This is a genomic window from Zunongwangia pacifica (genome assembly GCF_023499215.1).
Lineage (GTDB): Bacteria > Bacteroidota > Bacteroidia > Flavobacteriales > Flavobacteriaceae > Zunongwangia > Zunongwangia pacifica.
The window spans coordinates 36735-60916 of sequence record NZ_JAKHSK010000003.1; the positions used below are offsets into that span (position 1 = coordinate 36735).

Genomic DNA, 24182 nt, shown 5'->3' on the forward strand with positions numbered 1-24182 from the left:
CAATGATTTCTCTTTTAAAATGCTAAAACGATTTAATTAGATGTGTTTTTTCAATGCTTTTCACGATGCTTTAGAATGTGTATTTGTATAGTTTGATTGATTATAGTTAATTTTTAGGAAACCTTGCTTTGCGAGGTTTCCTTTAATTTTATCACCAATTTCGAAAATCTAAATTACCTTAAACATGAAAAGAATTATTGCTGCAATTACCGTAGCACTATGTATGGCATGCCAGCCAAAACCTGAAGATAAAGGATCAAAATCGGCCAATATTACCGATAAGGTGAATGTCTTTTTAGGATCCTCTGGCGATCACGGGCAAATGTCTCCATCGGCATCAACTCCTTTTAACATGATGAGTATAGGCCCACATACTAATCCGCATAACCATACGGGTTACGAGCATTACGCTAAAGAGTTTGATGGTTTTACCCATACGCATTTAGAAGGTGTTGGTTGTACCGGTAGTGGAGGGAATATTCTTATTAAACCTATTTTGGAAGATAATAAGGATACCGAGTTGCTGAAAATTTCAGAACATGCAAAACCCGGATTTTACGAAGTAAATTTTGAAAATGGGATCGATGCCGCAATGAGCGTTACGCATAACTTCGGGATTCATCAGTATAATTTCAATGGTGAAAAAGGAGGTTTATATATCGATCTTTCCTTTGCACTTTCAAATAGATTTGTTTCTGAAGAGCATGAAATTCAGGATAACAAAATAAGCGGAGTAATTGATACCAAAACAACCTGTCATGCCGGGACGTATCGCTTTTATTATGAAATTCAGTTAAAAAATATTGCTAAGATTTCTCAAATTTCGAAACATGGTTTAATTGCCAAAGCAAAAGACAATTCTAGAGAAGTACAGGTTTTAATAGGATTTTCTTCGGTTTCTAAAGAATATGCAAAGCAAAGAATTGAAAATGCTTCCTACGAAAATCTTAAAAAGAAAGCGAATGCGGAATGGGAAAAAGCATTAAGCAGAATTAGTGTTGAAGGTGAAGAAGATCGTGAAGATCTTTTTTATTCATTGTTATACCGTGGTTTGCAATCTCCTTATATTGTTTCTGAAGAAGACGGAACGTATCCTGCGATCGATGGTACAATTCAAAAAACAGAGGGGACTATTTACAGCGGTTGGGCAATTTGGGATAATTATCGGGAGCAATTACCTATGTTGTCTATCGCTTATCCAGATCGTTATGATGACATTGTAACATCTATAGAAAATTTATACGCTTTCGGAAAGAAAAACTGGGCAACAGAGCATGAGCCTGCACCAACGGTTAGGACAGAGCATGCCATTGTAGTTTTACTGGATGCGTATAATAAAGGCTACGAAGTAGATATTAAAAGAATTAAAGATTCCCTAGTTAAGGATGCTGAAAATTTAGATTATGGTGCGCCAGATAAGGCTTTGGAATCTTCTTACGATAATTGGGCTATGGCGCAATTAATGAAGATCGATGGCGATACCGTATTGTATAATAAGTACCTTAAAAAGGCACTGGATTACAAGGAATATTGGAATAAGGATTTTAAAGATATTACCCGTAATGATGTAGACCGCATGCAGGCAAGAGGTTTATACCAGGGAACGATCTGGCAGTATCGCTGGTTTGTTCCTTTTGATGTGAACGGACTTAAACAGTTAGCCGGTGGTGAAGATCAGTTTTTGGAGGAACTGAATACTTTTTTTAGAAATCATAATTACAATCATGCCAACCAACCAGATTTGCAGGTTCCGGGAATGTATAATGCCACTAAAGAGCCATGGAAATCTCAGGAACTATATCGTAAAATAATGCTAGATACCATGGTACAGGCTTATTTTAATGATAATAGTAAAGGAATAGATCCTTATGTAGGCCGAATTTACCAGAACAAACCTAAAGGGTATATAAGAACAATGGATGATGATGCAGGTACCATGTCTTCCTGGTTTGTTATGCGAAGTTTAGGACTTTCTTCCGCCAATATTGGGGATCCTGTGTACTACCTTACCGCACCAATATTTAAAGAAATATCCATTAATTATCCAGAAGGAAAGACTTTTAAAATAAGGGTAGCAAATTATAATAAAGATCATTATTATGTTGAAAGTGCGACCTTAAACGGAGAGACTTTAAACCGAAACTGGTTAACACAGCGGGAAATTTTAAAAGGAGGAGAACTGGTGATCAAAACATCGGAAACTCCAAATAAAGAATGGGGTGTTAAAGAACCTTGGGTTTCTTCAATAAAAAAGGAAAGATAATCGTAAAAAATGTAAGAGGCTGATACTATTATCAGGCTTTTTTTATGAGTTTTCCTTAAAGTATTACCCAAATTTTTAATTTATGTTTTGTGTTTTCCCAATTTTATTTAATTTAAGCCTCAAAAATTGACTTTTGCGGTCTTTACTACAATATCCTGGCAGAATACTTGTTATAGATAAGTCCCAAAAAGTGTGATGATGTTGATAGAAATGCTAAATTATAGATATCAAAAACATACATCTGTTATCAGACTGGCTATGGACCATTGCCATAACTTGCTTAATAACAGTAGGTGTGGTAAGTTGCCATATCATAATATACAGCACACTTTTGAGGTCTATCAATATGTACAACGAATTGCCGATTACGAAAATTTAACACCGCATGAGAGGGAAATAGTTGTTTTGGCCTCTCTTTTTCACGATACAGGAAATAGCAATACCTATAAAGGGCACGAAAAAATTAGTGCAGAAAATGCCTTTACGTTTTTATCGAATATTGGCTATCCTCAAGATGATATCGAAAAAATATGCTCTTGTATTAAAGCTACCCAAATGCCACAAGCGCCAAAAACAAAGGTGGAAGAAATTCTTTGTGATGCCGATTTAGCACATTTAGGCACGAATGCCTTCAGAACAAAAAATAAATTGCTAAGATCTGAATGGTTTAAGTGTTTCAACAAAAATTATACTGATAAAGAGTGGCTAGAGAACAATATTTGTTTTTTAGAATCTCATACTTATTTTACCAATTATGGTAAAGAAATTTTACTTCCGAAGAAACAAAAAAATCTAGAACTACTAAAACAAGCCTATCAAAGGTTATTAGCAGAAGAATAATTTATATTTTTTTGAAAATCGAAATTAAGTCGGTTGCTTTTTTTAATTTAGGAGCTTAATTCTTCATCTCATCCCCATGCTAGAAAAATTAAAAGATGCTTATCATTTTATTTTTGAAGACGAACTTTTAAACGAGATCAATACATCTGGACAGCTTAAAGAATTTAAGGCTGGCGAGATGATTATAGATTTTGGCGATTATTTAAAATCTATGCCCTTGTTGTTAGAAGGAGCGATAAAAGTGCTAAGAGAAGACAGTGATGGTGATGAGTTATTGCTTTATTTTCTGGAAAGAGGAGACACCTGTGCCATGACCTTAAGCTGTTGCCTGGGTACTACAAAAAGTGAAATTAGGGCAGTTGCAGAAAGGGACACTACTTTAATTATGATTCCTATCGAAAAAATGGAAGATTGGACGGCGCAATATAAAAGCTGGAGAAATTTCGTTTTTGAAAGTTATCACACGCGTTTAACCGAAATGCTGGATACCATAGATACGATTGCATTTTTAAATATGGACGAGCGCATTATGAAATATCTTCAGGATAAAGCTAAAATCAATCAAGATGAGGTAGTAAGCAGTACCCACCAGCAAATTGCTTACGATTTACATACCTCTAGAGTCGTAGTTTCCAGAATTCTTAAAAAGCTTGAAATAGAAGGGAAAATAAAATTAAATCGTAATCAGATTGAAGTTTTAGATCTTTAATAATAGAATTTAACTTAAAATCTTTGTAACACAAGTTACGGTACGCTTTAATTAAGCCTTCTATATTTGCCCTAGAAATTATAAGAATGGAAATAACTCAGGTTTTAGGATTTGTTGGAGCATTAATTATCGGTTTGGTATTGGGATTAACCGGCGGTGGAGGATCGATTCTTACCGTTCCTGTTTTTGTGTACGTTCTGCATATTAATCCCGTTACCGCTACGGCGTATTCTCTTTTTGTAGTAGGATCCAGTTCGGCCGTGGGAGCGATCGATAATTTTAATAAAGGTCGGATAGACTTTAAAAGTTCTATGATTTTTGCTCTTCCCGCGGTTGTTGCCATTTTTTCTACCCGAAAATATTTATTACCATCCATTCCGCATCATATTGCTAATTTTGGAAGTTTTGAGCTTACCAAAGATTTAATGATCATGAGCTTTTTTGCTATTTTGATGTTGCTAGCTTCGGCATCAATGATCTTAAAAAAGAAAAAAGAAAACGTGGATATTGCAAATGGACCTACCGAGACTAAAAATGGATTGATGATTATCCTGGGTGCCGTAACGGGATTAGTTACAGGTTTGGTAGGTGCAGGCGGTGGATTTATTATTGTACCGATACTTGTCTTTTTGGCAGGATTAAAAATGAAAGAAGCCGTAGGTACCTCACTTTTTATCATTGCTTTAAACTCTATTATTGGATTTTTAGGAGATCTTGGTCATCTCCAGGTCGATTGGGTTTTTCTTTTAATTTTTACAGTGATCTCTATAATTGGTATTTTCTTCGGAATTTACTTTAGCAGATTTATCAATTCGCAAAAGCTAAAAAAAGCTTTCGGATGGATGGTATTGGTGATGGGAATCTATATTTTATATATGGAGCTTTCAGGAAGTGGGATTTAACAGATGTTCCCTAAGATTAGTCATTTTAGCAAAGGATTCTTAATTATTTTTGATGAAGAAGTATAATATCGTATTTAACAAAAGTTCAGTTTAATTTCCTGAATTTTACTCTGCTCGAATGGCCTAGATTCCTTAAATTTAAAGGTAATTATAAAGTTTTTCCTCAAAAAGATAATACGCTTAAAAACAGCGGTTTTCAAAACCAGATAAATGGAAAATTTAGATTACGCCCGCCTTCAAATGGCCTTTACACTAGGCTTTCATATTATTTTTGCTTGTATTGGTATGGTGATGCCGTTTTTTATGGTAGTTTCTCATCACAAATGGTTAAAGACCAGGAATCCCGTTTACTTAAAACTTACAAAAGCCTGGCTAAAAGGAGTTGCTATTTTCTTTGTCACCGGGGCAGTTTCAGGCACCGCACTTTCTTTTGAACTGGGAATGTTGTGGCCAGAGTTTATGAAACATGCCGGCCCAATTATAGGAATGCCATTTTCGTTAGAAGGGGCAGCTTTTTTTGTTGAAGCCATTGCCTTAGGATTTTATCTTTATGGTTGGAATAAACTTCCAGAGAAATTTCATTGGTTTACCGGGGTTATCATTGGGATTTCGGGAGTACTTTCCGGAATCCTGGTAGTGGCTGCGAACGGCTGGATGAATGCCCCAAGCGGTTTTGAATATATAAATGGCGAATTTACCAATGTAGATCCGGTACAGGCATTTTTAAATCCGGCCTGGTTTTCACAAGCCTTACATATGACGCTGGCAGCTTTTGTCGCTACCAGTTTTGGGGTTGCCGGGATTCATGCTTTTCAGATTTTAAGAGGGAAAGCCGTAGAAGTGCATAAAAGTGCTTTTAAAATTGCCATTTCTTTTGGTGCGATTGCGGCACTGTTACAACCTATAAGTGGTGATATTTCGGCCAAAGATGTAGCGGAACGCCAGCCGGCAAAATTGGCCGCTATGGAGGCGCATTTTGAAACCGAAAAAGGAGCACCATTATTTATTGGTGGCGTTGTAGATGAAGAAAATAAAGAAGTCAATTATAAAATTGAGATCCCAAACGCCCTTTCTTTTCTTGCCTTTGGTGATTTTGATGCTGAAGTAAAAGGACTTAATGAGTTTCCTGAAGACGAAATACCCCCTGTAGCTATTGTACATTATGCGTTCCAGGTGATGGTTGGGATAGGTACCTTACTCGCGTTAGCCGGCATCCTGTTTTTTATAAGTCTTAAAAAGAAATCATGGATGAATAGTAAAAAGTACTGGTGGTTCTTTATGCTATTGGCTCCTCTTGGTTTCTTAGCATTAGAAGCCGGTTGGGTAGTCACCGAAGTTGGCCGTCAGCCCTGGATTATCTATCAAATTATGAGAACTAGTGATGCCGTTACGCCAATGCCCGGAATGAAGTTTAGTTTCTTTATGTATGTAGCAGTTTATATTTTATTGGCGATTACGGTTACCTGGTTAATGCAACGGCAAATAAAAGCCCTAAACACCCAAAAAGACTAATTATGTTGTACGTCGTTTTATTTTTCTTACTGTTTTCATTACTACTTTATGTGCTTTTGGGTGGAGCCGATTTTGGCGCAGGGATAGTCGAATTATTTTCTTCCAGAGAAAATAAAAAAGTAAACCGGGATACCATTTATCGCGTTATGGGACCTATTTGGGAAGCCAATCATATTTGGTTGATTATACTTATTGTTATTCTATGGATTGCCTTTCCGGTCTACTTTAATATCATCATTATTTATTTGCATATACCTTTAACGCTCGTACTTTTAGGGATTACCATGCGTGGGGTGTCTTTTGTGTTTAGGCATTATGATGCATTTCAGGATAGATCGCAATTAGTATACAATGGTTTATTTCGATTTTCCAGTTTTGTAACCCCTATTTTTTTGGGAATGTGCTTTGCAGCCCTCGTTGGTGGCCAATTAATCGTTACTGAAGATTATACCAACTACGGTTTTTACGATTTGTTTATGGCACCGTGGTTTAATGGCTTTAGTATTTTAATGGGATTATTTTATGCTTCTCTTTGTGCCTTTTTAGCTTCAACATTATTAATAGGGGAGAGCGAAGGTGATATAAGAACTATGTATATCCGAAAATCGAAGATTGCAACAGGTATTTTAGTAGTGCTAGGATTCGTATTAATCGCTTATGGATTTTTTAATGATATTGCTTTTATCAGGGATTTTGTGACCAATCCTGTTTCGATCATCTGTATTATTCTTTCAGGAATTTTATTAGTTCCGCTTTGGAAGTTTATACGTGCCGGGCGTCGAATATTGAGTCGGTATTTCGCGGGAATGCAGGTAGTGTTAGTGCTTTTTGCTGCTTTAATTGCACATTTTCCTTATGTAATTATAACTTCAGATAAAGAAATTAGTCTTTTAGAAAAAATTTCTCCAGATAGTGTAATTATGGTGTTGGGAATCTCTTTGATTATCGGTGGAGGAATTATTTTACCGGGATTATTTCATTTGATGAAGTCTTTTAAAATGATCAAGATCTTTGAAAAGGACGAGCAGCAATTTCAGAAATAATTTTTAAGTGTAAAACATGCACTTATTTTTTATGTTTTGTCAAAATGTTAGATATTAGGCGTTAAATTTATAATCTCTCAAATGACGACAAAATTGCACCAGTTACATCATCTTTTCCTTTTTTCGATAACGATTTCTATTTTTAGTTGTAATACTGCTGAAAATAATCTTCAGAAAGCAGTTAATCCTGAAAGGCAATCTAAAGAAATCACTTATCATAATCCTATTGTGGCTCAGCGTGCCGATCCCTGGGTTTATAAAGCCGAAGATGGCACATATTATTTTATTGCCACCGCTCCAGAATATGATCGCATAGAAATGCGCCAGGCAAAAACAATCAATGGTCTTGGTACGGCTGAGCCAAAAGTGATTTGGAATAAGCACGAAAACGGAGTGATGAGTCATCACATCTGGGCACCTGAATTACACAAAATCGATGGAAAGTGGTATGTTTATTTTGCGGCCGGACAAGCTGAGGATATATGGAAAATAAGAATGTTTGTTCTTTCTAACGACGCTGAAGATCCAATGACGGGAGAATGGAAAGAAGAGGGCCAGATTGAAACCAGTAGAGATTCATTTTCGTTAGACGCTACAACTTTTGAGCATAATGGAGAACTTTATTATGCATGGGCACAAGCTGTGAGAGAAGAAGGCGGAACTTCGATACTGCTTTCTAAAATGGAATCTCCCACAAAACTTAAAGGAGAAGAAATTGAAATTACCAATCCTGAATATGATTGGGAGCGTATTGGTTATTTTGTAAATGAAGGGCCTGCGGTGATTAAAAGAAACGGGAAGATATTTATGACCTATTCGGCGAGTGCTACCGATGCCAATTATGCCATGGGATTATTATGGGCCGAAGAGGATGCCGATTTAATGAATCCGGAGTCTTGGCATAAATCTGAAAAACCAGTATTTGCTACAAATGCCGAATTAAGGAGATTTGGGCCGGGACATAATTCATTTACAGTGGCTGAAGATGACAAAACTGATGTTTTAATTTATCATGCCCGGGTTTATGAAAAAATAAAAGGAAATTCGCTTTATGACTTCAACCGTCATACCAGGGCAAAAACGTTTAGCTGGGATGATAAAGGTTTCCCGGATTTTGGTCAGGAGATGGCAGATTAACTTTCCTCAAAATTTTATACAGTAAACCACTTCGGGGCAAGCCCACGAGGCATTCGATGGATACAAAATTTCAATTCCTAGGCATCCCGATAGCTATCGGGACGGGATATTAAACCCTTTGGCGGTGCCAATAAAAAAAGCGCCAATCGGCGCTTTTTTAGTTAATCATTACTCTTCATCCTGAAAGATATCTTCAATTTTCAGGTTAAATAATCTGGCAATCTTAAACGCCAAAGGTAAACTGGGATCAAATTTGCCTTTTTCGATGGCGTTTATCGTTTGTCGTGAAACTTCAACGCGATTGGCAAGTTGTGCCTGCGTGATGTTCTGTTCGGCTCGCAATACCTTAATTCTGTTTTTCATTTGTAACGCGCATTTCCTATTAACATTGCGATTAAATAGGTGATTCCCATTACAAAAACCAGATGTGAAATTTCAGCATCAAAAGACACCAGATTCGTAATATCCAACATCGAATAGCTAATTCCCACAATTAGCGTTATTCCCAAAGTTATAGCCATAGCATCCATACTTATTTTGCGTTGTAGGGGATCCTGGCTGTTTAAATGTTTGCGATTACTTAAAATCATGCCTACTCCTATCTAGCGTGTTTATAATTACCATTACAAGTGTAACGGCCTCGTTTTCATTCCAGATAAATTTTGGTCCAAATGCGACAAATGCTAGGGTGAAAACCCATAAAAATGTCCAGATCGCCAAGGTTCTGGTACTGTTTTTTAGTTCCTTGTGCCAGTTATTTTGTTTTGCTTCCATAAGTAAAATGTATTTAACTAAAAGTAAAGTTTATTTTACAAATATAATGTTGTTTTTGTAAATGTCAAGTTTTGTTTACATTTTATTTTTCAGAAATAATTAATAAGGCATTTCATTAGTAATAGATACCTTTATAAATAGGCATTTAAAAATGTTGTTATATCCCAAAAATTATGATTAAACAATTTGGAAAAGCCCCATCTGGTAAGCGATTAGAAAAAATTAGGCAGTGTGAAAATTATAAAGATGGAAGCTTTCAGAACATAGAAGAAACATCGGTTAATCCCAATAATGTATCCATGTTTAAGATGATAAAGGATATGCGGAATCGGCCAAAATCTGTAAATCCTTCAAAAAGAATTCCTTTTATAAAGAGTAATCTTAATCATATTGAAGCGGTAAAACCTGCTTTTGTATGGTTTGGGCATTCTTCGTATTTACTCAAAATAAACGATTATACTATTTTGGTAGATCCTGTGTTTAGCGGCAATGCTTCGCCAGTCTCTTTTTTCGGAAAAGCCTATGATGGCGCTAATGAATATGGCGTAGAAGATATGCCTGAAATAGATATTTTAATACTCACACACGATCATTATGATCATTTAGATTATCCAACAATTACTAAACTAAAAAACAAAGTAAAACGAATAGTTTGTTCATTAGGCGTTGGTGCTCATTTAGAATATTGGGGATATTCTGAAGAAATGATAACCGAGCTAAACTGGTGGGAATCGGTAAAAATTGCAGACGATTTTAAAATTACCGCAACACCGGCACGACATTTTTCGGGACGTTTGTTTAAGCGAGGAAACACACTGTGGTCTTCTTTTGTTTTAGAAGTTTTTGGTTATAAATTATATTTAGGTGGAGACTCCGGTTATAGTCCGCAATTTAAGGGGATCGGTGATACCTTTGGATCATTTGATCTTGCGATTTTGGAATGTGGGCAATACGGGGAAAACTGGCCGCAAATTCATAATTTCCCAGAAGAGATGGTAATGGCCGCCAAAGATTTAAAAGCCGAAAAAGTAATCCCTGTTCATTGGGCAAAATTCACCCTTGCGATGCATCCCTGGAACGAGCCTATAAAACGATTTAAAAAAGCCGCTGAGGAAGAAGGGCTTTTTTATGTAAGTCCTAAGATTGGTGAGTTATATCAACTAAATCAGTATTTTACGCAGGAAATTTGGTGGGATTTTGAATAATTTCATTTAAATTCATAGGGTAATTCATGCTTCTTACCTATGAAAAAATTGATCCTTTTCTGTTTCCTGATGCTTCAGGTTAGCCTGCATTTATTTTCTCAAAATTCACCCGAAATTATGGTGGGTGAGAAAAAATTAGATCTGGCAAAATTAAACGTAGATGTGAAAATTGCCGGAAACATGGCAACAACCACATTCGAGCTTTTTTTTTACAATCCTAATGATGAACAATTGGAGGGTGAGTTAAGCTTTCCATTAGGTGAAGGGAGAGAAGTAAGTCGTTTTGCGTTGGATATTAACGGGAAACTTAGAGAAGCAGTGATTGTAGAAAAGGAGAAAGCCCGTGTAGCTTTTGAAAGTACGGTAAGACGGCGTATTGACCCCGCTTTGCTGGAGAAAACTCAGGGGAACAATTATAAAGCGCGGATTTTCCCTATCGAGCCGAAATCCTATAAAAGAGTCGTTCTGGCTTATGATGAAAAATTGATCCTAAATAAAGGCGAATTATTTTATCAATTACCGTTAGCATACGAGGTGAAGCTCGAAGAATTCAATTTAAAAATTAGTATTGCTGATGTTGAGGATACTTCAGGTATAAAAACCAATCTTAAATTTGAGAAATCTGGAAAGAATTTAGTTGCAGAAATCAATAAAGTAAACTTTAAGTTAGATCAGGATTTTATTTTCAGAATAGCTAAAAATGGAAATAAACCCACTTTTGTAGCTCAGGATGATTTTTTTTACTGGTATAATACCATTGAAGCTAAGGAGCGCGTTCGGCCAAAACCATCAAAAATCAGGATCTTTTGGGATGCTTCCTATTCAGAAAAAGACAGGCAGTTTCAAAAAGAAATTGATCTTTTACAAAGTTATTTCGATTATTTAATAAATGTAGAAGTTCAATTGGTAAGCTTCGATTTTAAAGCGCGTCATTCAAAATCTTTTAAAATTGAAAACGGAGAAGCTAAGACGCTTTTCGAATTTTTGAAAGCATAGGTTTATGATGGCGGCACCGCTTACGATCAGTTAAACCTTAACACTGGCGATACCGATGCTATTTTATTATTTACTGACGGATTAGACAATTTTGGAGGTTTTAAGGATGAATTTGATATTCCGATTTTCGCCATAAACAGTAAAACTTCGGCAGATCACAAAGAACTTCAGCAGATTTCGTTACAATCGGGTGGTAATTATATCAATCTTAAAAATATTGGGCTGGATAAGGCTATTTCAAAATTGAAAAATCAGCCCCTTTTATTTTTGGGAGTAACTTCGCAAGATAGTTCTTTAGAAATTTACCCACGCGATAAACAAATTATAGATAAAGATTTTACACTTACCGGCAAAGGTTTTGAAAATACAACGATCACCTTAAAATTTGGTTATGGAAATGAAGTGGTGAAATCAATTATGATTAATCCTGTAGATGCGATCGATGTTAGAGATTGGGGGATCGATAAGAAATGGGCCTATCAAAAAATTGACTTTTTAAATGCCCAAAATGAAGATTTTAAAGAAGAAATTGTAGCAGTAAGTGAGGACTATCAGGTACTTTCAGATGATACTTCTTTACTGGTTTTAGATCGGCTTGAAGATTATATTGAGTACGAGATTACACCACCAGACGAAATGCTGGAGGAGTATCAGGATGCGATGCGACGAAAAAAATCCAGTCTGGCGAATCATCAAAATCGATTAATTGCTAAACGCTTAATTTTAATAGACGGCTACAACGACATCCAAAAATGGTACGGGAATACGCATAAAATCGATATTTCAAAAGATACTATTTCTCAAAGAATTAAGGATCCTGCGACCAGCGTAGTAGATTCTAATGAAGAAACATCAGGGGGTGAACCGACTTCAAATTCAGGAGAATATATTCCAGGCGATGAAAATTCAAATCATTTGGTTAAAGGAAATGTAAAGGCGGCAGGAGACGATCTTGATTTACCGGGCGTGTATGTTATAATTAAAGGAACCTCAAACGGAGTTCAAACCGATTTTGATGGAAATTACCAGATTTACGTAGACGAAGGGGAGACATTAAGCTTTAGTTATATTGGGTTTAAAACTCAGGAAGTAGTCGCTACCGGTGATGTTATCAACATAGTATTAGAAGAAGACACTTCGAGCTTAGATGAAGTTGTAGTGATGGGCTATTCAACGGAATCTAGCTACGAAACAACAAGTGCAGTAACTGCTTTGCAGGGAAGAACGGCCGGGATTCAGGTTATGGAAGATGATGAAAATGTCATTAATGTAAGAGGTGTAAGTAGTTTATCTGGCGAGACACCTATTTATATTGTGAATGGAAAAGTGGTTAATGAAATGCCCAATTTGAACCCTGAGGACATTCAGGAATCATACAATTTAACTCCAAATGATGGTATTAAACTTTATGGAGCACGAGCGGCCGGTGGAGTGGTAGTCATTAAAACGAAAGATATTTCAGAAAAAGAAAGTGCTGAAATTGCTGAATTAGAACAGAAAATTGAAAACGAACTGGAATTAAAAAACTGGACCCCAAATTCAGAATATATACGAAAGCTAAAAAGAACCGGTTCTGCCGAGGAGGCTTATCAATTGTATCTTGAGCTTAGGGAAGCCCATAAAAATATACCGTCGTTTTATATGGATGTTGCCGATTATTTCCTGAGTCAGCACGAAGATGAAACGGCTTTTAAAATTATTTCTAATATTGCTGAAATCGAGCTGGATAATTATGAGTTGAGCCGTGCCTTAGCTTATAAATTGGAAGCTGAAGGCAAAACTAAAATGGCCGAATATATCTATACTAAAGTTTTAGAACTTCGCCCTGAAGATATCCAGTCTTATCGGGATTTAGCTTTAATTAAAATTGAAAACGGGCATTTTCAGGAAGCTTTAGAGTTGCTTTACAAAATTGTAAGTGGCGAATTAATTGAGAAAGATGTAGAACGCCGATTTTCAGGAATAGAGGATATCGCTTTTATAGAAATGAATAACCTCATCGCACTGCATAAAAATAATCTGGATCTATCTAAAATAGATGAGAAATTTATTAGCCCAATGCAAATGGATCTTAGGGTAGTGGTCGATTGGAACCATAATGATACCGATATCGATCTTTGGGTGATCGATCCTAAAGGCGAAAAATGCTGGTACCAGAATAAAAGAACCAAAATAGGCGGAAAACTTTCTGATGATATGACCGAAGGTTTTGGCCCGGAATCTTTTAAACTGAAGGAAGCGATAGCCGGTAAATACGAGATGTATATTGACTATTACAGTGATAATGTTCAGAAAATATCGGGGCCTACATTTTTAAAAGTCACCGTGTTTAGAAATTACGGAACTAAAAACCAGGATAAAACATTAAAAATTTATAGATTAGAAAATCAGGATGACGAGCTGAAAGTAGGCGAAATAAACTTCTAAAATTTGCTAAAAACAAGACATTTTATCGGTCTGTTATTTTTGATTACAGGGTTTTTAATCAAGATGTTATTTACCCATTTGATAGATTACTATGCTTGGGTAAAAGGCATAAGTGTGTTTTTTATTTTTGTGGGACTTGCAGTTTTGTTTTTAGGAATAATCAATCGGTCTGAAGAGGTAGATAAAGGCGCTTTTAAAAAAGATCCCATCACGTATATTCTGGTGACGGTTATGCAGCTTATTCTGGTGATCGGGATTACCGGTTTTGCAATTGTGTTAGAACATTTTGCTGAAGGGACAAATCATCAACTGGCCAGAGTTATTATTAAAAATTCATATCGTGAGACAGTCGCTGTAGTGAGCGAAGAACGTCGTATTAATGACCTTTTTACCGCAAGTGGATTTGAAGATTTTGCGATTTTTAATTACCAGAATAATTATGGCACTTTTGAAGCACAGGCAAAAAAAGTTGATCCCTATCTTCGCAAAAAAATACTTAGAAAATCAATTAATTACGACGGCAAAAGAATGGTCTTACGTTTAGACGGGAAACGGTTTAACATTAGATATTCTACCCGTTTTCCCTCGATGTTTATGATTGTGGACTAATATTGAACCCAGATTAAAAAGCTTCTTCAAATAATAGATTGGTGTTTGGATCTAAATCTATAGAAACCGGTTTTTCTGAAGTTTCAACTTCAAAAGTTTCTTTCTTTTTAGTAATGTCAAATTCGATAATTTCAGCATCTTTTATGGCATAATTTAGCTGAAGTTCTAACGGAAATACGAAATTTTTTTTCTGAAGTTGTCGCACTGTGATTTTCAATTTTCCGTTTTTATAGGAATAGTCCAGTTTTATTTTTGGCTGTCCGTATTGCGTTAACCATTGATCGAAAAACTGATCTAAATTCATGCCCGACGCAACTTCGAATTCCGCTTGTAAATCCTTTGAAGTCGCATTGCTGAATTTATAATCTTGATAATAGTTCCTTATCGCTTTCCAGAAATTTTCATTACCTGTTTTTCGACGTAACATGTGCAAAACCCAGGCTCCTTTTTGATACGAGTTAGGATTCAATAATTCCATTAAATCGGTACGCGAACTATCGATTACTGCGGTTTTAGTGGTCTGGCTAAACCCAGTGACCTGCCGACGTTCTTCCCGTAGTTTTTCATCTAATTTTGATTTCCCGTATTTGTATTCAGCATAAAGATCGGTGAAATAAGTAGCAAAACCTTCACTTAACCAAAGATGTGACCAGTCAATTTCTGAAGCCGAATCTCCAAACCATTGATGCGCAATTTCATGGGCCAGTAAAAATTCAGACGAGCGCTTGCCATCAACCGAATTTTCAAAATAAAAAATATTTCCGGCATTTTCCATTCCGCCATAGCGTGTGGTCGATTGTACGTTCGCTAATTTGGTAAAAGGAAACGGACCAATTTTTTCGGTAAAAAACGTTAAGATTTCTTCAGCCTGTGCATAATCGTAAAAACCAGCTTCTTTATTTTCGGGATATACCCAGGAGGAGAGCGGTATGTCTGCAATTTCTCCCAAATGCTGTACGGCAAATTCTGCCACTCCAATCACCATCACTTTGGTAGGTAATTCTAACGGAGAGGCATACACATACAGCGAATTTTTATCATCGATATTTGTATGCTCCTGCAGTGTTCCTGTCGCTACTACCTGATATTTTGCAGGCGCAGTTACGTGAAAAGAAACCTTTGCTTTATCTGAAGGATGATCGATGATTGGCAACCAAAGATGCGCACGATTGGGCCAGTTATCCCCAAAAAAAGTACGATCTCCGTATTTATTTTCACTTATGATAAGTCCGTCTTTCGGAACACCATGATAAAAAATCGAGATATCTTCTTCAGAAGAGGTATTTATAGTTAATTTTTCCTGAGAATGCTCAAATTGTAACGGCTTTCCATTTTGAAGAATGCTGTCGATACTCATGCCTTTTCCGTTTTCTTGCGCAGCAAAATCAAGTTCCAAAACATCTGAATCTTCAGTATATTTAAAATCGATCATTGTATTTCCTGTAATCACATCGTTTTCATCATTCAGTTTTAGATGAAATTCATACTCCAAAATATCCACGTTTGGGTTTTGAGCCAATAATAGGGCAGGAGCAAGAAAATTCAGTAAACAAAAAAGGGAAAAGTTGCGTTTCATTGTATCGATTTTAGAAGGCTAAAATTAAGATTTTCAATTCAGCTAAAAAATAAAAAAGCCGCTTCTATATAAAAAGCAACTTTTTTAGTTATCAACTATTCGTCATTCCGGACCTGCCTGCCGGACGGACAGGTCCAGGGTCACTTATAACTCCATCGTGACCTTTACTAACATTTAATTCATTTAAAAGATTAGAATTGCGGAGTTTCACAACGCTCATCAATTAAACCTTCATCTTTAAGTGCAGTCCAAAACTCTTTTGGGATCTTAACCTCAAAAGCCTTCATGTTCTCTTTAGGCTGATAGGCTTTGCTGGCGCCCACTAAAACGGTATCTACAGCTTTTGGAGCGTAAGAAAATTGTATAGCGGCTTTGGCAAGATCTATCTCATATTTTTCAGCAATTTTTATCATCTTTTTATAGCGCGCATCTACATCTTCCGGCATTTCTCCCGCATAATTATAGCGCTTCTGTCCGCTTAACAAGCCGGCGTTAAATGGTGCCGCAACGATAAGTCTCACGCCACTTTCTTCAACTTTCGGAAATAATCGATCTAAAGAATCCTTATGATCGATCATCGTATATTGAATTGCCGAAACAAACACATCGGGATCGGCATAATCGATCGTTCTTATAATAGGTTCTACGGTATTCACACCAAGTCCCCAGCCTTTAATTAAACCTTCTTCGCGCATTTTGGTAAGCTCGGGCATCGCTCCTTTTTTGGCGATTTCAAATTGCTCTTCCCAGTCGCCAAGATCGGCATTATTGTCTGGTGAAAGATCGTGGATAAATGCATAATCGATACTTTCTACACCAAGTCGCTGTAAACTATCTTCTACAGATCTTCGAACGCCCTCTGCGGTATAATCATAACGATAATCGAATGGGGAAGGATCTACCCACTGCGTTTCGGGAATATTTTTAGTTGGGGTAAACAACCGTCCCACTTTAGTTGATAAGATATAATCCTCTCTTTTTTTATTTTTAAGAAAATGGCCCATTCGGCGTTCACTTAATCCTAAGCCATACCAGGGAGAAGTATCGTATTGTCTTATTCCACATTCCCAGGCTGCTTCTAAAGTTTCTCGAGATCGTTCATCATTCACCTTTTCAAAACCCGTACCTATAGCGACACCACCAAAAGCCAGTTTTTCTAATTTTAAATTTTTCTTAGTGCTCATATTTTTCCTTTTCTGAATTTTAGATTGAAAATAAAAAAGTATTTACGGATGCCTGTGGTATTTAACGCCCTATAACATTTGTTTTAAACGTTAAGGTTTTCAATTGTTAAAGAATATTTAGTTTTTAGGAAGTATTGGGATGGGAGGACTGTAACAAAAGTTACTGGTCTAACCATAGCTTTTGGTTACTTTTGCTGCGGAATAAATTATAAATGGAGAAATACCTAAAAATAATTCAGGATTCGTTTACCGGATATTTTAATTATCTGGTACAGGAGATTACCACTCCTTCCTGGACCAATTATTTTTACTGTCTCATTGCCATTTCGCTATTGGTATGGATGTTAGAAATTGCTTTACCCTGGCGTAAAAATCAGGCTGTTTTTAGAAAAGGATTCTGGCTGGATGGTTTTTATATTCTTTTCAATTTCTTCCTGTTTTCGTTGATTGGCTACAATGCGTTATCGAATGTTGGTGTGGCGCTTTTCAATGATTTTCTTGGACTTTTTGGAATCGAAAATATGGTAGCCATAAATATCCAAAACCTACCAGTTTGGGGACAGTTACTTGTTATGTTTGTGATTGCCGATTTTATACAATGGAATGTGCATAGGCAATTGCATAAGCGTTCCTGGCTGTGGCAATTTCATAAAGTACACCACAGTGTGAAAGAAATGGGATTTGCAGCACAATTCAGGTTTCATTTTATGGAAACAATTGTATATAAAACGGCACAGTATATTCCGCTGGCGATGATTGGTTTTGGCATTCAGGAGTTTTTTATCGTACACATGTTTAGTGTGCTGGTTGGGCATTTAAACCATGCCAATGTGGGGTGGAATTATGGATTTTTAGGTTATATTTTCAATAATCCTAAAATGCATATCTGGCATCATTCTAAAGCATTACCAGAATCTCATCCCTACGGAATGAATTTCGGCTTAAGTTTAAGTATTTGGGATTATATTTTTAAAACAGCTTATATTCCCAAGAGCGGAAAAAGTATAGAACTCGGTTTTGAAGGAGATGAAAATTTCCCGAGAAGCTTTAAAGATCAGATGACTTTTCCCTTTAAAAATAATAAAGAATTAAATTAAAAAAGATAGGACAATGATCATAGAACAGTTTAATGACGAGGCATTAGCTCATTACTCATATGCAATTATAAGTGAAGGCCAGATGGCAATTGTAGATCCATCTAGAAATCCAATGCCATACTATAAGTTTGCTGAAGAAAATAATGCAAAAATCGTGGCGGTTTTCGAGACTCATCCCCATGCCGATTTTATAAGCAGTCATTTACAAATTCATGAAGAAACAGCAGCAACTATTTTCGTAAGTAAATTAGTTGGCGCAGACTATGATCATAAAAGTTTTGATGAAGGCGATACGTTGCAATTAGGAAAAGTAACTTTTAGCGCACTAAATACACCAGGGCATAGTCCAGATAGTATTACGGTGGTCGCCAAAGAAGCAAATGAAACTGCTCTTTTTACCGGGGATACCTTATTTATAGGTAATGTTGGCCGTCCAGATCTTCGCGAAAATGTGGGGAATATGAAAGCTAAACGTATTGATCTTGCCAGGCAAATGTATAATACGATGCAAACTAAATTCAATGAGTTGCCAGATGATGCTTTGGTTTATCCGGCGCATGGTGCAGGTTCGTTGTGTGGTAAAAATATGAGTAGTGATTCTTCCAGTACTTTAGGAAATGAACGCATGGGAAACTGGGCTTTTAAGGAGCAAACCGAAGAAGAATTTGTGGACGAAATTTTAAAAGATCAGCCTTTTATTCCGTCGTATTTTGGTTTTGATGTAGATATCAACAAAGCCGGAGCGCTAAACGTACAGAAAGCAAAATATAATGTTCCGGTTTTTCTAAATGTAGATGAAGTTGAGGAAGGGCTAACAATCGTGGATACAAGAGGCGGCGATGATTTTAAACAATCACATTTACCGGGAAGCATCAATATTATGGCGACTTCGCCAAAACAAAAATTCGAAACCTGGCTGGGAGCGATTATTCAACCTGAGGAAGATTATTATTTAGCAGTTCCTTCCGTAGAAGATATTGATTTCTTGTTGGAGCGTGTTGCTAAAATTGGCTACGAAAAACAACTAAAAGCGGTAATTACACTTGCTAAAAACCTTGAAGGTTCGACCGAATTCTTAGCGGTAGACGATTTTAAAGAAAATCCTTCAGAATACACGATTGTGGATATAAGAAATGCTTCTGAAGTTGCTGAAGGAAAGTTTTTTGAAAGTGCGATCACCATTCCGTTAAATGAATTAAGAGATCGTACAAATGAAATTCCTACAGATAAGCCAATCGTGGTGCATTGTGCCGGCGGATATCGATCTGCGGCCGGTAGCAGCATTGTAGATAAAAAGCTAAGCGGAGTTAAGGTTTTTGATCTTAGCGATGCGGTAAACGAATTTAAATAAGTCTTATCGAGATTTATGTTGTCAAACTAACTGAATGAATCCCAATTTCTAAGAGAAGTTGGGATTTTTCTTTATGCTTAAATTCGATGATATAATGTAATTTCTATTTTCTTCATTCCGTTCCGATAGCTATCGGAATTGATCCGGAATCTCACTCAGATTTTTAAAATAGCACTCTAAGGATGAGACCCTGAATCAAGCCCGCCTGCCGGACGGGCAGGTTCAGGGTGACGTTACTTTCGTGGTTTGTTATAATTTTTAATAAATTATTAATCCTTCAGTAAAAGCCTTATTAATTTTCTATATTTACAACACTTGTTGGCTAAAACAGGTGAAATTTGATCAAATATGGGGAAAAAGTTTAAGGTTAAAGTGAATGGCACATCTGAATTTGAATTTGCAGAAGATCAAATTATGGATTTGGATATTCAGATCAACAAAAATTCAGGTTTTCACATACTTCACCGGCATAAATCTTTTAAAGCTTCCGTAGAAAAAAGCGATTTCTTAAAAAGACGATATTCGGTAAAAATCAATTCAAATATTTATACTATCGATATCGAAAACGATTTAGACCTTTTGATCGAAAAAATGGGACTTTCCTTAAGTGTTGCCCAACTTATAAATGATATTAAAGCCCCTATGCCGGGACTTATTCTTGAAGTGAATGTAGAAGAAGGCAGCCAGGTGAAAGAAGGGGATTATTTGCTGGTTTTGGAAGCGATGAAGATGGAAAATACAATTACGGCACCGCGAGACGGCGTGGTAAAAAGTATTCAAATTAAAAAAGGCGAAACCGTAGATAAAAATCAGTTGCTTATCGAAATGGAATAATCCCTATTCTATAAAAAAGAACAAAGAATGAAAAAAATATTAGTGGCTAACCGTGGTGAGATTGCCTTGCGAATAATGAAAAGTATTCAGAAAATGGGCATTAAAACCGTGGCTATTTTTTCTGAAGCCGATAGAAATGCACCTCAAGTAAAATTTGCTGATGAAGCGGTTTGTGTTGGCCCCGCACCATCAAATCAGTCATATTTATTAGGAGATAAGATTATTGAAATTTGCAAGCAATTAAAGGTCGACGCAATTCATCCAGGATACGGATTTTTAAGTGAAAATGCCGATTTTGCCGAATCGGTAGAAGAGGCCGGGATCACGTTTATTGGTCCGCGAAGTAAAGCCATCCGAATCATGGGAAGCAAACTCGCTGCCAAAGATGCGGTGAAAAAATACGATATTCCTATGGTTCCCGGGATCGATGAAGCGATTACCGATACCAAAAAAGCTAAAAAGATCGCAGCAGAAATTGGCTATCCTATTTTGATAAAAGCTTCTGCCGGCGGTGGAGGCAAAGGAATGCGAGTGGTCGAGCAGGAAAATGATCTGGAAGACCAGATGAAACGCGCTATAAGTGAAGCCGAATCGGCTTTTGGAGACGGTTCAGTTTTTATTGAAAAATATGTGGCTTCGCCGCGACATATCGAGATTCAGGTGTTGGCCGATACCCACGGTAATACATTGCATTTATTTGAACGGGAATGCTCGGTGCAGCGTCGTCATCAAAAAGTAATAGAGGAAGCACCATCGATAGTTTTAGACGAAAAACTTCGGGATGCAATGGGAAAAGCAGCCGTTAGGGTTGCTGAAGCCTGTAATTATGTAGGTGCCGGTACGGTGGAGTTCTTATTTGATGAAAATCGAAACTTCTATTTTTTAGAGATGAATACCCGACTTCAGGTAGAGCATCCTGTAACCGAATATATCACAGGAGTTGATTTGGTAGAAGAGCAGATTAAAATTGCAAGAGGAGAGGCGCTAAGCATCAAACAAGAGGATTTAAAAATTAAAGGCCATTCGTTAGAATTACGGGTATATGCTGAAGATCCTATGGATAATTTCCTGCCAAGCGTTGGGAAATTGGAGAAATATAAAATTCCGCACGGAGAGAAAATTCGGGTAGATAATGGATTTGAAGAAGGGATGGACGTGCCGATCTATTACGATCCTATGCTGGCCAAATTAATTACCTACGGAAAAAATCGAGAAGAAGCGATCCAGTTAATGATCAAAGCGATCGATGATTACCAGATAGAAGGTGTTTCGACAACTTTAAGTTTCGGAAAGTTTGTGTTTGAACATGAAGCCTTTACTTCGGGTAAATTTGATACCCATTTTGTAAAGAACTATTATTCTCCTGAAAAACTTCAAAATGAAATTGAAGAAGAGTCGAAAATAGCTGCGTTAGTCGCTTTAAAACAATATTTAAAAGATCAGAAAAAAATAAGATTACCCATTACTGAGGCTAGGGATTAGTTGCAGTACTCAGTAAATAATTAATTTGTTAATGTGGTGATTTGACAATTTGAAAATGCTAAAACTTAAACCTTTTCAAATTGAGATGTAAAATATTTGAATGTCCGGAATGAATCATAATGAACTATTGTCATCCTGAACTTATATTCGATAGCTATCGGGACAGGGTCTCATATAATTTGTTTTCAATACAGGATGAGATTCCGGATCAATTCCGATAGCTATCGGAACGGAATGACGAAAACAATAAAGTATTACTAATTACGGATAACCAATAAAATATTGTCATTTCGACCCTGCCTCGCCGGCAGGCAGGTGAAACGGAGAAATCTAAAACCAAGATCAATTTAAATTTTGAATGCGAAAACATTAGTGCTGAAGACTAAAAGCTGACAGCTAAAAATTAGAACCCATGAGTAAAAAAAATATAGAACAGCTAAATCAAAAAATAAAACAGGCACATCTTGGTGGTGGAGAAAAGCGCATCGCGAAGCAACACGAAAAGAAAAAGCTTACCGCGCGAGAACGGATCGATTATTTATTGGATGAGGGTTCTTTTGAAGAGATCGGCATTTTGGTAACCCATCGTACTACCGATTTTGGAATGCAGGAGCAAAAGTTTTATGGCGATGGTGTTGTTACGGGTTACGGAACGATCGATGGCCGACTGGTCTATGTTTTTGCTCAGGATTTTACGGTTTTTGGAGGGGCGCTTTCAGAAACACATGCCGAAAAGATCTGTAAAGTAATGGATCTGGCAGTAAAAACCGGTGCACCGATGATTGGTTTAAATGATTCTGGTGGAGCCAGAATTCAGGAAGGGGTAAAATCGCTTGGTGGTTATGCCGATATTTTTCATCGTAACGTAAAAGCCTCCGGAGTGATTCCACAAATCTCTGCAATTATGGGTCCGTGTGCCGGTGGTGCGGTGTATTCTCCCGCGATGACCGATTTTACGATCATGGTAGAAGATACCAGTTATATGTTTGTTACCGGCCCTAATGTGGTAAAGACAGTAACCAATGAAAATGTAACTTCCGAAGAATTGGGCGGCGCCAGTACACATTCCACAAAATCGGGCGTAACCCATTTAACTGCCAATAACGACATCACCTGCTTAGAAGAGATCAAGAAGCTGATAAGCTATATCCCACAAAACAATAAGCAAAAGACAGAGAAATTACCTTTTGAGCCTCAGGATGAGATTCGTGAAAAACTGGATGAAATTATTCCCGATAGTTCGAACAAACCTTATGATATGCATTCGGTGATTGAAGGGATTATCGATGAAGATTCGTTTTTTGAAATTCATAAAAATTACGCCGATAATATTATCGTTGGTTTTGCCAGACTGGGCGGAAGAAGTGTAGGGATCGTTGCGAATCAGCCAATGAGTTTAGCCGGAGTTTTAGATGTGGATAGTTCTAAAAAAGCAGCTCGTTTTACCCGTTTTTGCGATTGCTTTAATATTCCGCTACTGGTTTTAGTCGATGTCCCCGGATTTTTACCGGGAACCGATCAGGAATGGAACGGCATTATTCTAAATGGCGCGAAATTATTGTATGCGCTTAGTGAAGCTACGGTACCAAAAGTCACGGTGATTACCCGAAAAGCCTATGGCGGAGCTTACGATGTGATGAACAGTAAGCATATTGGTGCCGATATGAATTTTGCATGGCCAAGTGCCGAAATTGCGGTGATGGGCGCCAAGGGAGCCAGTGAAATTATCTTTAGAAAAGAAATTAAAGAATCTGATGATCCTGAACAAAAACTAGCCGAGAAAGAAACTGAATATGCCGAGAAATTCGCTAATCCTTTTGAAGCAGCACAACGCGGATTTATAGACGAGGTCATCCTGCCAAAAGACACCCGACGAAAATTACTGAAAGCTTTTAGTATGCTTGAAAATAAAAGTGTTTTAAGACCAGATCGTAAACATGGGAATATTCCGCTTTAGAGTTTAGAACGCTATGCTGTTAGATTTGAGATATTAGATTGCTTCGCTTTTTGGAAATTGAATTTATTTTGAATGCTGAATGCTGAATGCTGCAATTTGGAAGTAGGAGTCAGGAGACAAGAAATAGGATTAATTGTATAGCGATTGTACATTTTATGTTATAAAAAGTAGAGTCATCCTGAACTTGTCCTCGATAGCTATCGGGACAGGATCTCAGCCTATAAGTTTGGATAATCAAATGCATGTGATTCCTTATGGAGGATATTTAAAGCTAAAAGCTGAGC

General features: G+C 36.9%; 21 protein-coding genes. 16 read left to right on the forward strand and 5 right to left on the reverse strand.

All coding sequences use genetic code 11. From position 1 onward, the window contains the following. The first annotated feature begins 184 nt into the window (after positions 1-184). The 7 genes from L1967_RS02840 to L1967_RS02870 all read left to right on the forward strand — a co-directional run bounded on the left by L1967_RS02840 (position 185) and on the right by L1967_RS02870 (position 8406). Positions 185-2263, forward strand: coding sequence for a glycoside hydrolase domain-containing protein (locus tag L1967_RS02840; RefSeq protein ID WP_338063508.1), 2079 nt, complete (start codon positions 185-187; stop codon positions 2261-2263). 195 nt (positions 2264-2458) lie between these two features. After that, entirely contained in the window at positions 2459-3103 is a 645-nt protein-coding gene (locus tag L1967_RS02845) for an HD domain-containing protein (protein WP_249600207.1), read from the forward strand. A 76-nt stretch (positions 3104-3179) separates the two neighbouring features. After that, complete coding sequence (locus L1967_RS02850) at positions 3180-3812, forward strand: Crp/Fnr family transcriptional regulator (RefSeq protein ID WP_249600208.1); 633 nt, start codon at positions 3180-3182, stop codon at positions 3810-3812. Positions 3813-3898: 86 nt separating this feature from the next. After that, on the forward strand, positions 3899-4714 hold the full coding sequence (locus tag L1967_RS02855; protein WP_249600209.1) for a sulfite exporter TauE/SafE family protein: 816 nt from the start codon (positions 3899-3901) through the stop codon (positions 4712-4714). Between the two features lie 210 nt (positions 4715-4924). After that, positions 4925-6226, forward strand: coding sequence for a cytochrome ubiquinol oxidase subunit I (locus tag L1967_RS02860; RefSeq protein ID WP_249600210.1), 1302 nt, complete (start codon positions 4925-4927; stop codon positions 6224-6226). A 2-nt stretch (positions 6227-6228) separates the two neighbouring features. Further along, positions 6229-7269 carry a cytochrome d ubiquinol oxidase subunit II gene (locus tag L1967_RS02865; RefSeq protein ID WP_249600211.1) on the forward strand — a complete coding sequence of 347 codons (1041 nt, stop codon included), beginning with the start codon at positions 6229-6231 and terminating at the stop codon, positions 7267-7269. Between the two features lie 81 nt (positions 7270-7350). Beyond that, complete coding sequence (locus tag L1967_RS02870) at positions 7351-8406, forward strand: glycoside hydrolase family 43 protein (RefSeq protein ID WP_249600212.1); 1056 nt, start codon at positions 7351-7353, stop codon at positions 8404-8406. Positions 8407-8574: 168 nt separating this feature from the next. On the opposite strand, the gene L1967_RS02875 is transcribed toward L1967_RS02870, so the two are convergent. From L1967_RS02875 to L1967_RS02885, 3 genes are read right to left on the reverse strand one after another with little or no spacing between them, the layout of a single operon-like run. Next, entirely contained in the window at positions 8575-8769 is a 195-nt protein-coding gene (locus L1967_RS02875; protein WP_249600213.1) for a helix-turn-helix transcriptional regulator, read from the reverse strand. Next, the gene (locus tag L1967_RS02880) at positions 8766-8996 is read right to left on the reverse strand and encodes a hypothetical protein (RefSeq protein WP_249600214.1); all 231 of its coding nucleotides are present in this window, start codon (positions 8994-8996) and stop codon (positions 8766-8768) included. Before L1967_RS02880 ends, L1967_RS02875 begins: the two co-directional genes overlap by 4 nt. Then, positions 8983-9180: a hypothetical protein gene (locus L1967_RS02885; protein ID WP_249600215.1), complete on the reverse strand. Its 198-nt coding sequence runs from the start codon at positions 9178-9180 to the stop codon at positions 8983-8985. Before L1967_RS02885 ends, L1967_RS02880 begins: the two co-directional genes overlap by 14 nt. Before the next feature lie 173 nt (positions 9181-9353). Here L1967_RS02885 and L1967_RS02890 point away from each other — a divergent pair, with 173 nt between their 5' ends. From L1967_RS02890 to L1967_RS02905, 4 genes are all read left to right on the forward strand, one after another. Next, positions 9354-10385 carry an MBL fold metallo-hydrolase gene (locus L1967_RS02890; protein WP_249600216.1) on the forward strand — a complete coding sequence of 344 codons (1032 nt, stop codon included), beginning with the start codon at positions 9354-9356 and terminating at the stop codon, positions 10383-10385. Positions 10386-10424: 39 nt separating this feature from the next. Further along, positions 10425-11381: a VIT domain-containing protein gene (locus L1967_RS02895; RefSeq protein WP_249600217.1), complete on the forward strand. Its 957-nt coding sequence runs from the start codon at positions 10425-10427 to the stop codon at positions 11379-11381. Between the two features lie 243 nt (positions 11382-11624). Next, entirely contained in the window at positions 11625-13808 is a 2184-nt protein-coding gene (locus L1967_RS02900; protein ID WP_249600218.1) for a carboxypeptidase-like regulatory domain-containing protein, read from the forward strand. 114 nt (positions 13809-13922) lie between these two features. Next, complete coding sequence (locus L1967_RS02905) at positions 13923-14417, forward strand: hypothetical protein (RefSeq protein WP_249600219.1); 495 nt, start codon at positions 13923-13925, stop codon at positions 14415-14417. A 13-nt stretch (positions 14418-14430) separates the two neighbouring features. Here the strand turns inward: L1967_RS02905 and L1967_RS02910 are convergent, their stop codons facing one another. Then, a complete protein-coding gene (locus tag L1967_RS02910; RefSeq protein ID WP_249600220.1) occupies positions 14431-15993 on the reverse strand; it encodes a M1 family metallopeptidase in 1563 nt (520 codons plus the stop codon). Between the two features lie 191 nt (positions 15994-16184). Then, positions 16185-17177: an aldo/keto reductase gene (locus tag L1967_RS02915; protein ID WP_249600221.1), complete on the reverse strand. Its 993-nt coding sequence runs from the start codon at positions 17175-17177 to the stop codon at positions 16185-16187. Between the two features lie 212 nt (positions 17178-17389). On the opposite strand from L1967_RS02915, the gene L1967_RS02920 reads away from it, so the two are divergent. From L1967_RS02920 to L1967_RS02940, 5 genes are all read left to right on the forward strand, one after another. Beyond that, positions 17390-18274, forward strand: a complete 885-nt coding sequence (locus L1967_RS02920) for a sterol desaturase family protein (protein ID WP_249600222.1) — start codon at positions 17390-17392, stop codon at positions 18272-18274. 13 nt (positions 18275-18287) lie between these two features. Further along, entirely contained in the window at positions 18288-19625 is a 1338-nt protein-coding gene (locus L1967_RS02925) for an MBL fold metallo-hydrolase (RefSeq protein ID WP_249600223.1), read from the forward strand. Positions 19626-19973: 348 nt separating this feature from the next. Further along, a complete protein-coding gene (locus L1967_RS02930) occupies positions 19974-20459 on the forward strand; it encodes an acyl-CoA carboxylase biotin carboxyl carrier protein subunit (RefSeq protein WP_249600224.1) in 486 nt (161 codons plus the stop codon). 27 nt (positions 20460-20486) lie between these two features. Beyond that, on the forward strand, positions 20487-21941 hold the full coding sequence (gene accC / locus L1967_RS02935; RefSeq protein WP_249600225.1) for an acetyl-CoA carboxylase biotin carboxylase subunit: 1455 nt from the start codon (positions 20487-20489) through the stop codon (positions 21939-21941). Between the two features lie 412 nt (positions 21942-22353). Then, on the forward strand, positions 22354-23898 hold the full coding sequence (locus tag L1967_RS02940; RefSeq protein WP_249600226.1) for an acyl-CoA carboxylase subunit beta: 1545 nt from the start codon (positions 22354-22356) through the stop codon (positions 23896-23898). Positions 23899-24182: the final 284 nt, after the last annotated feature.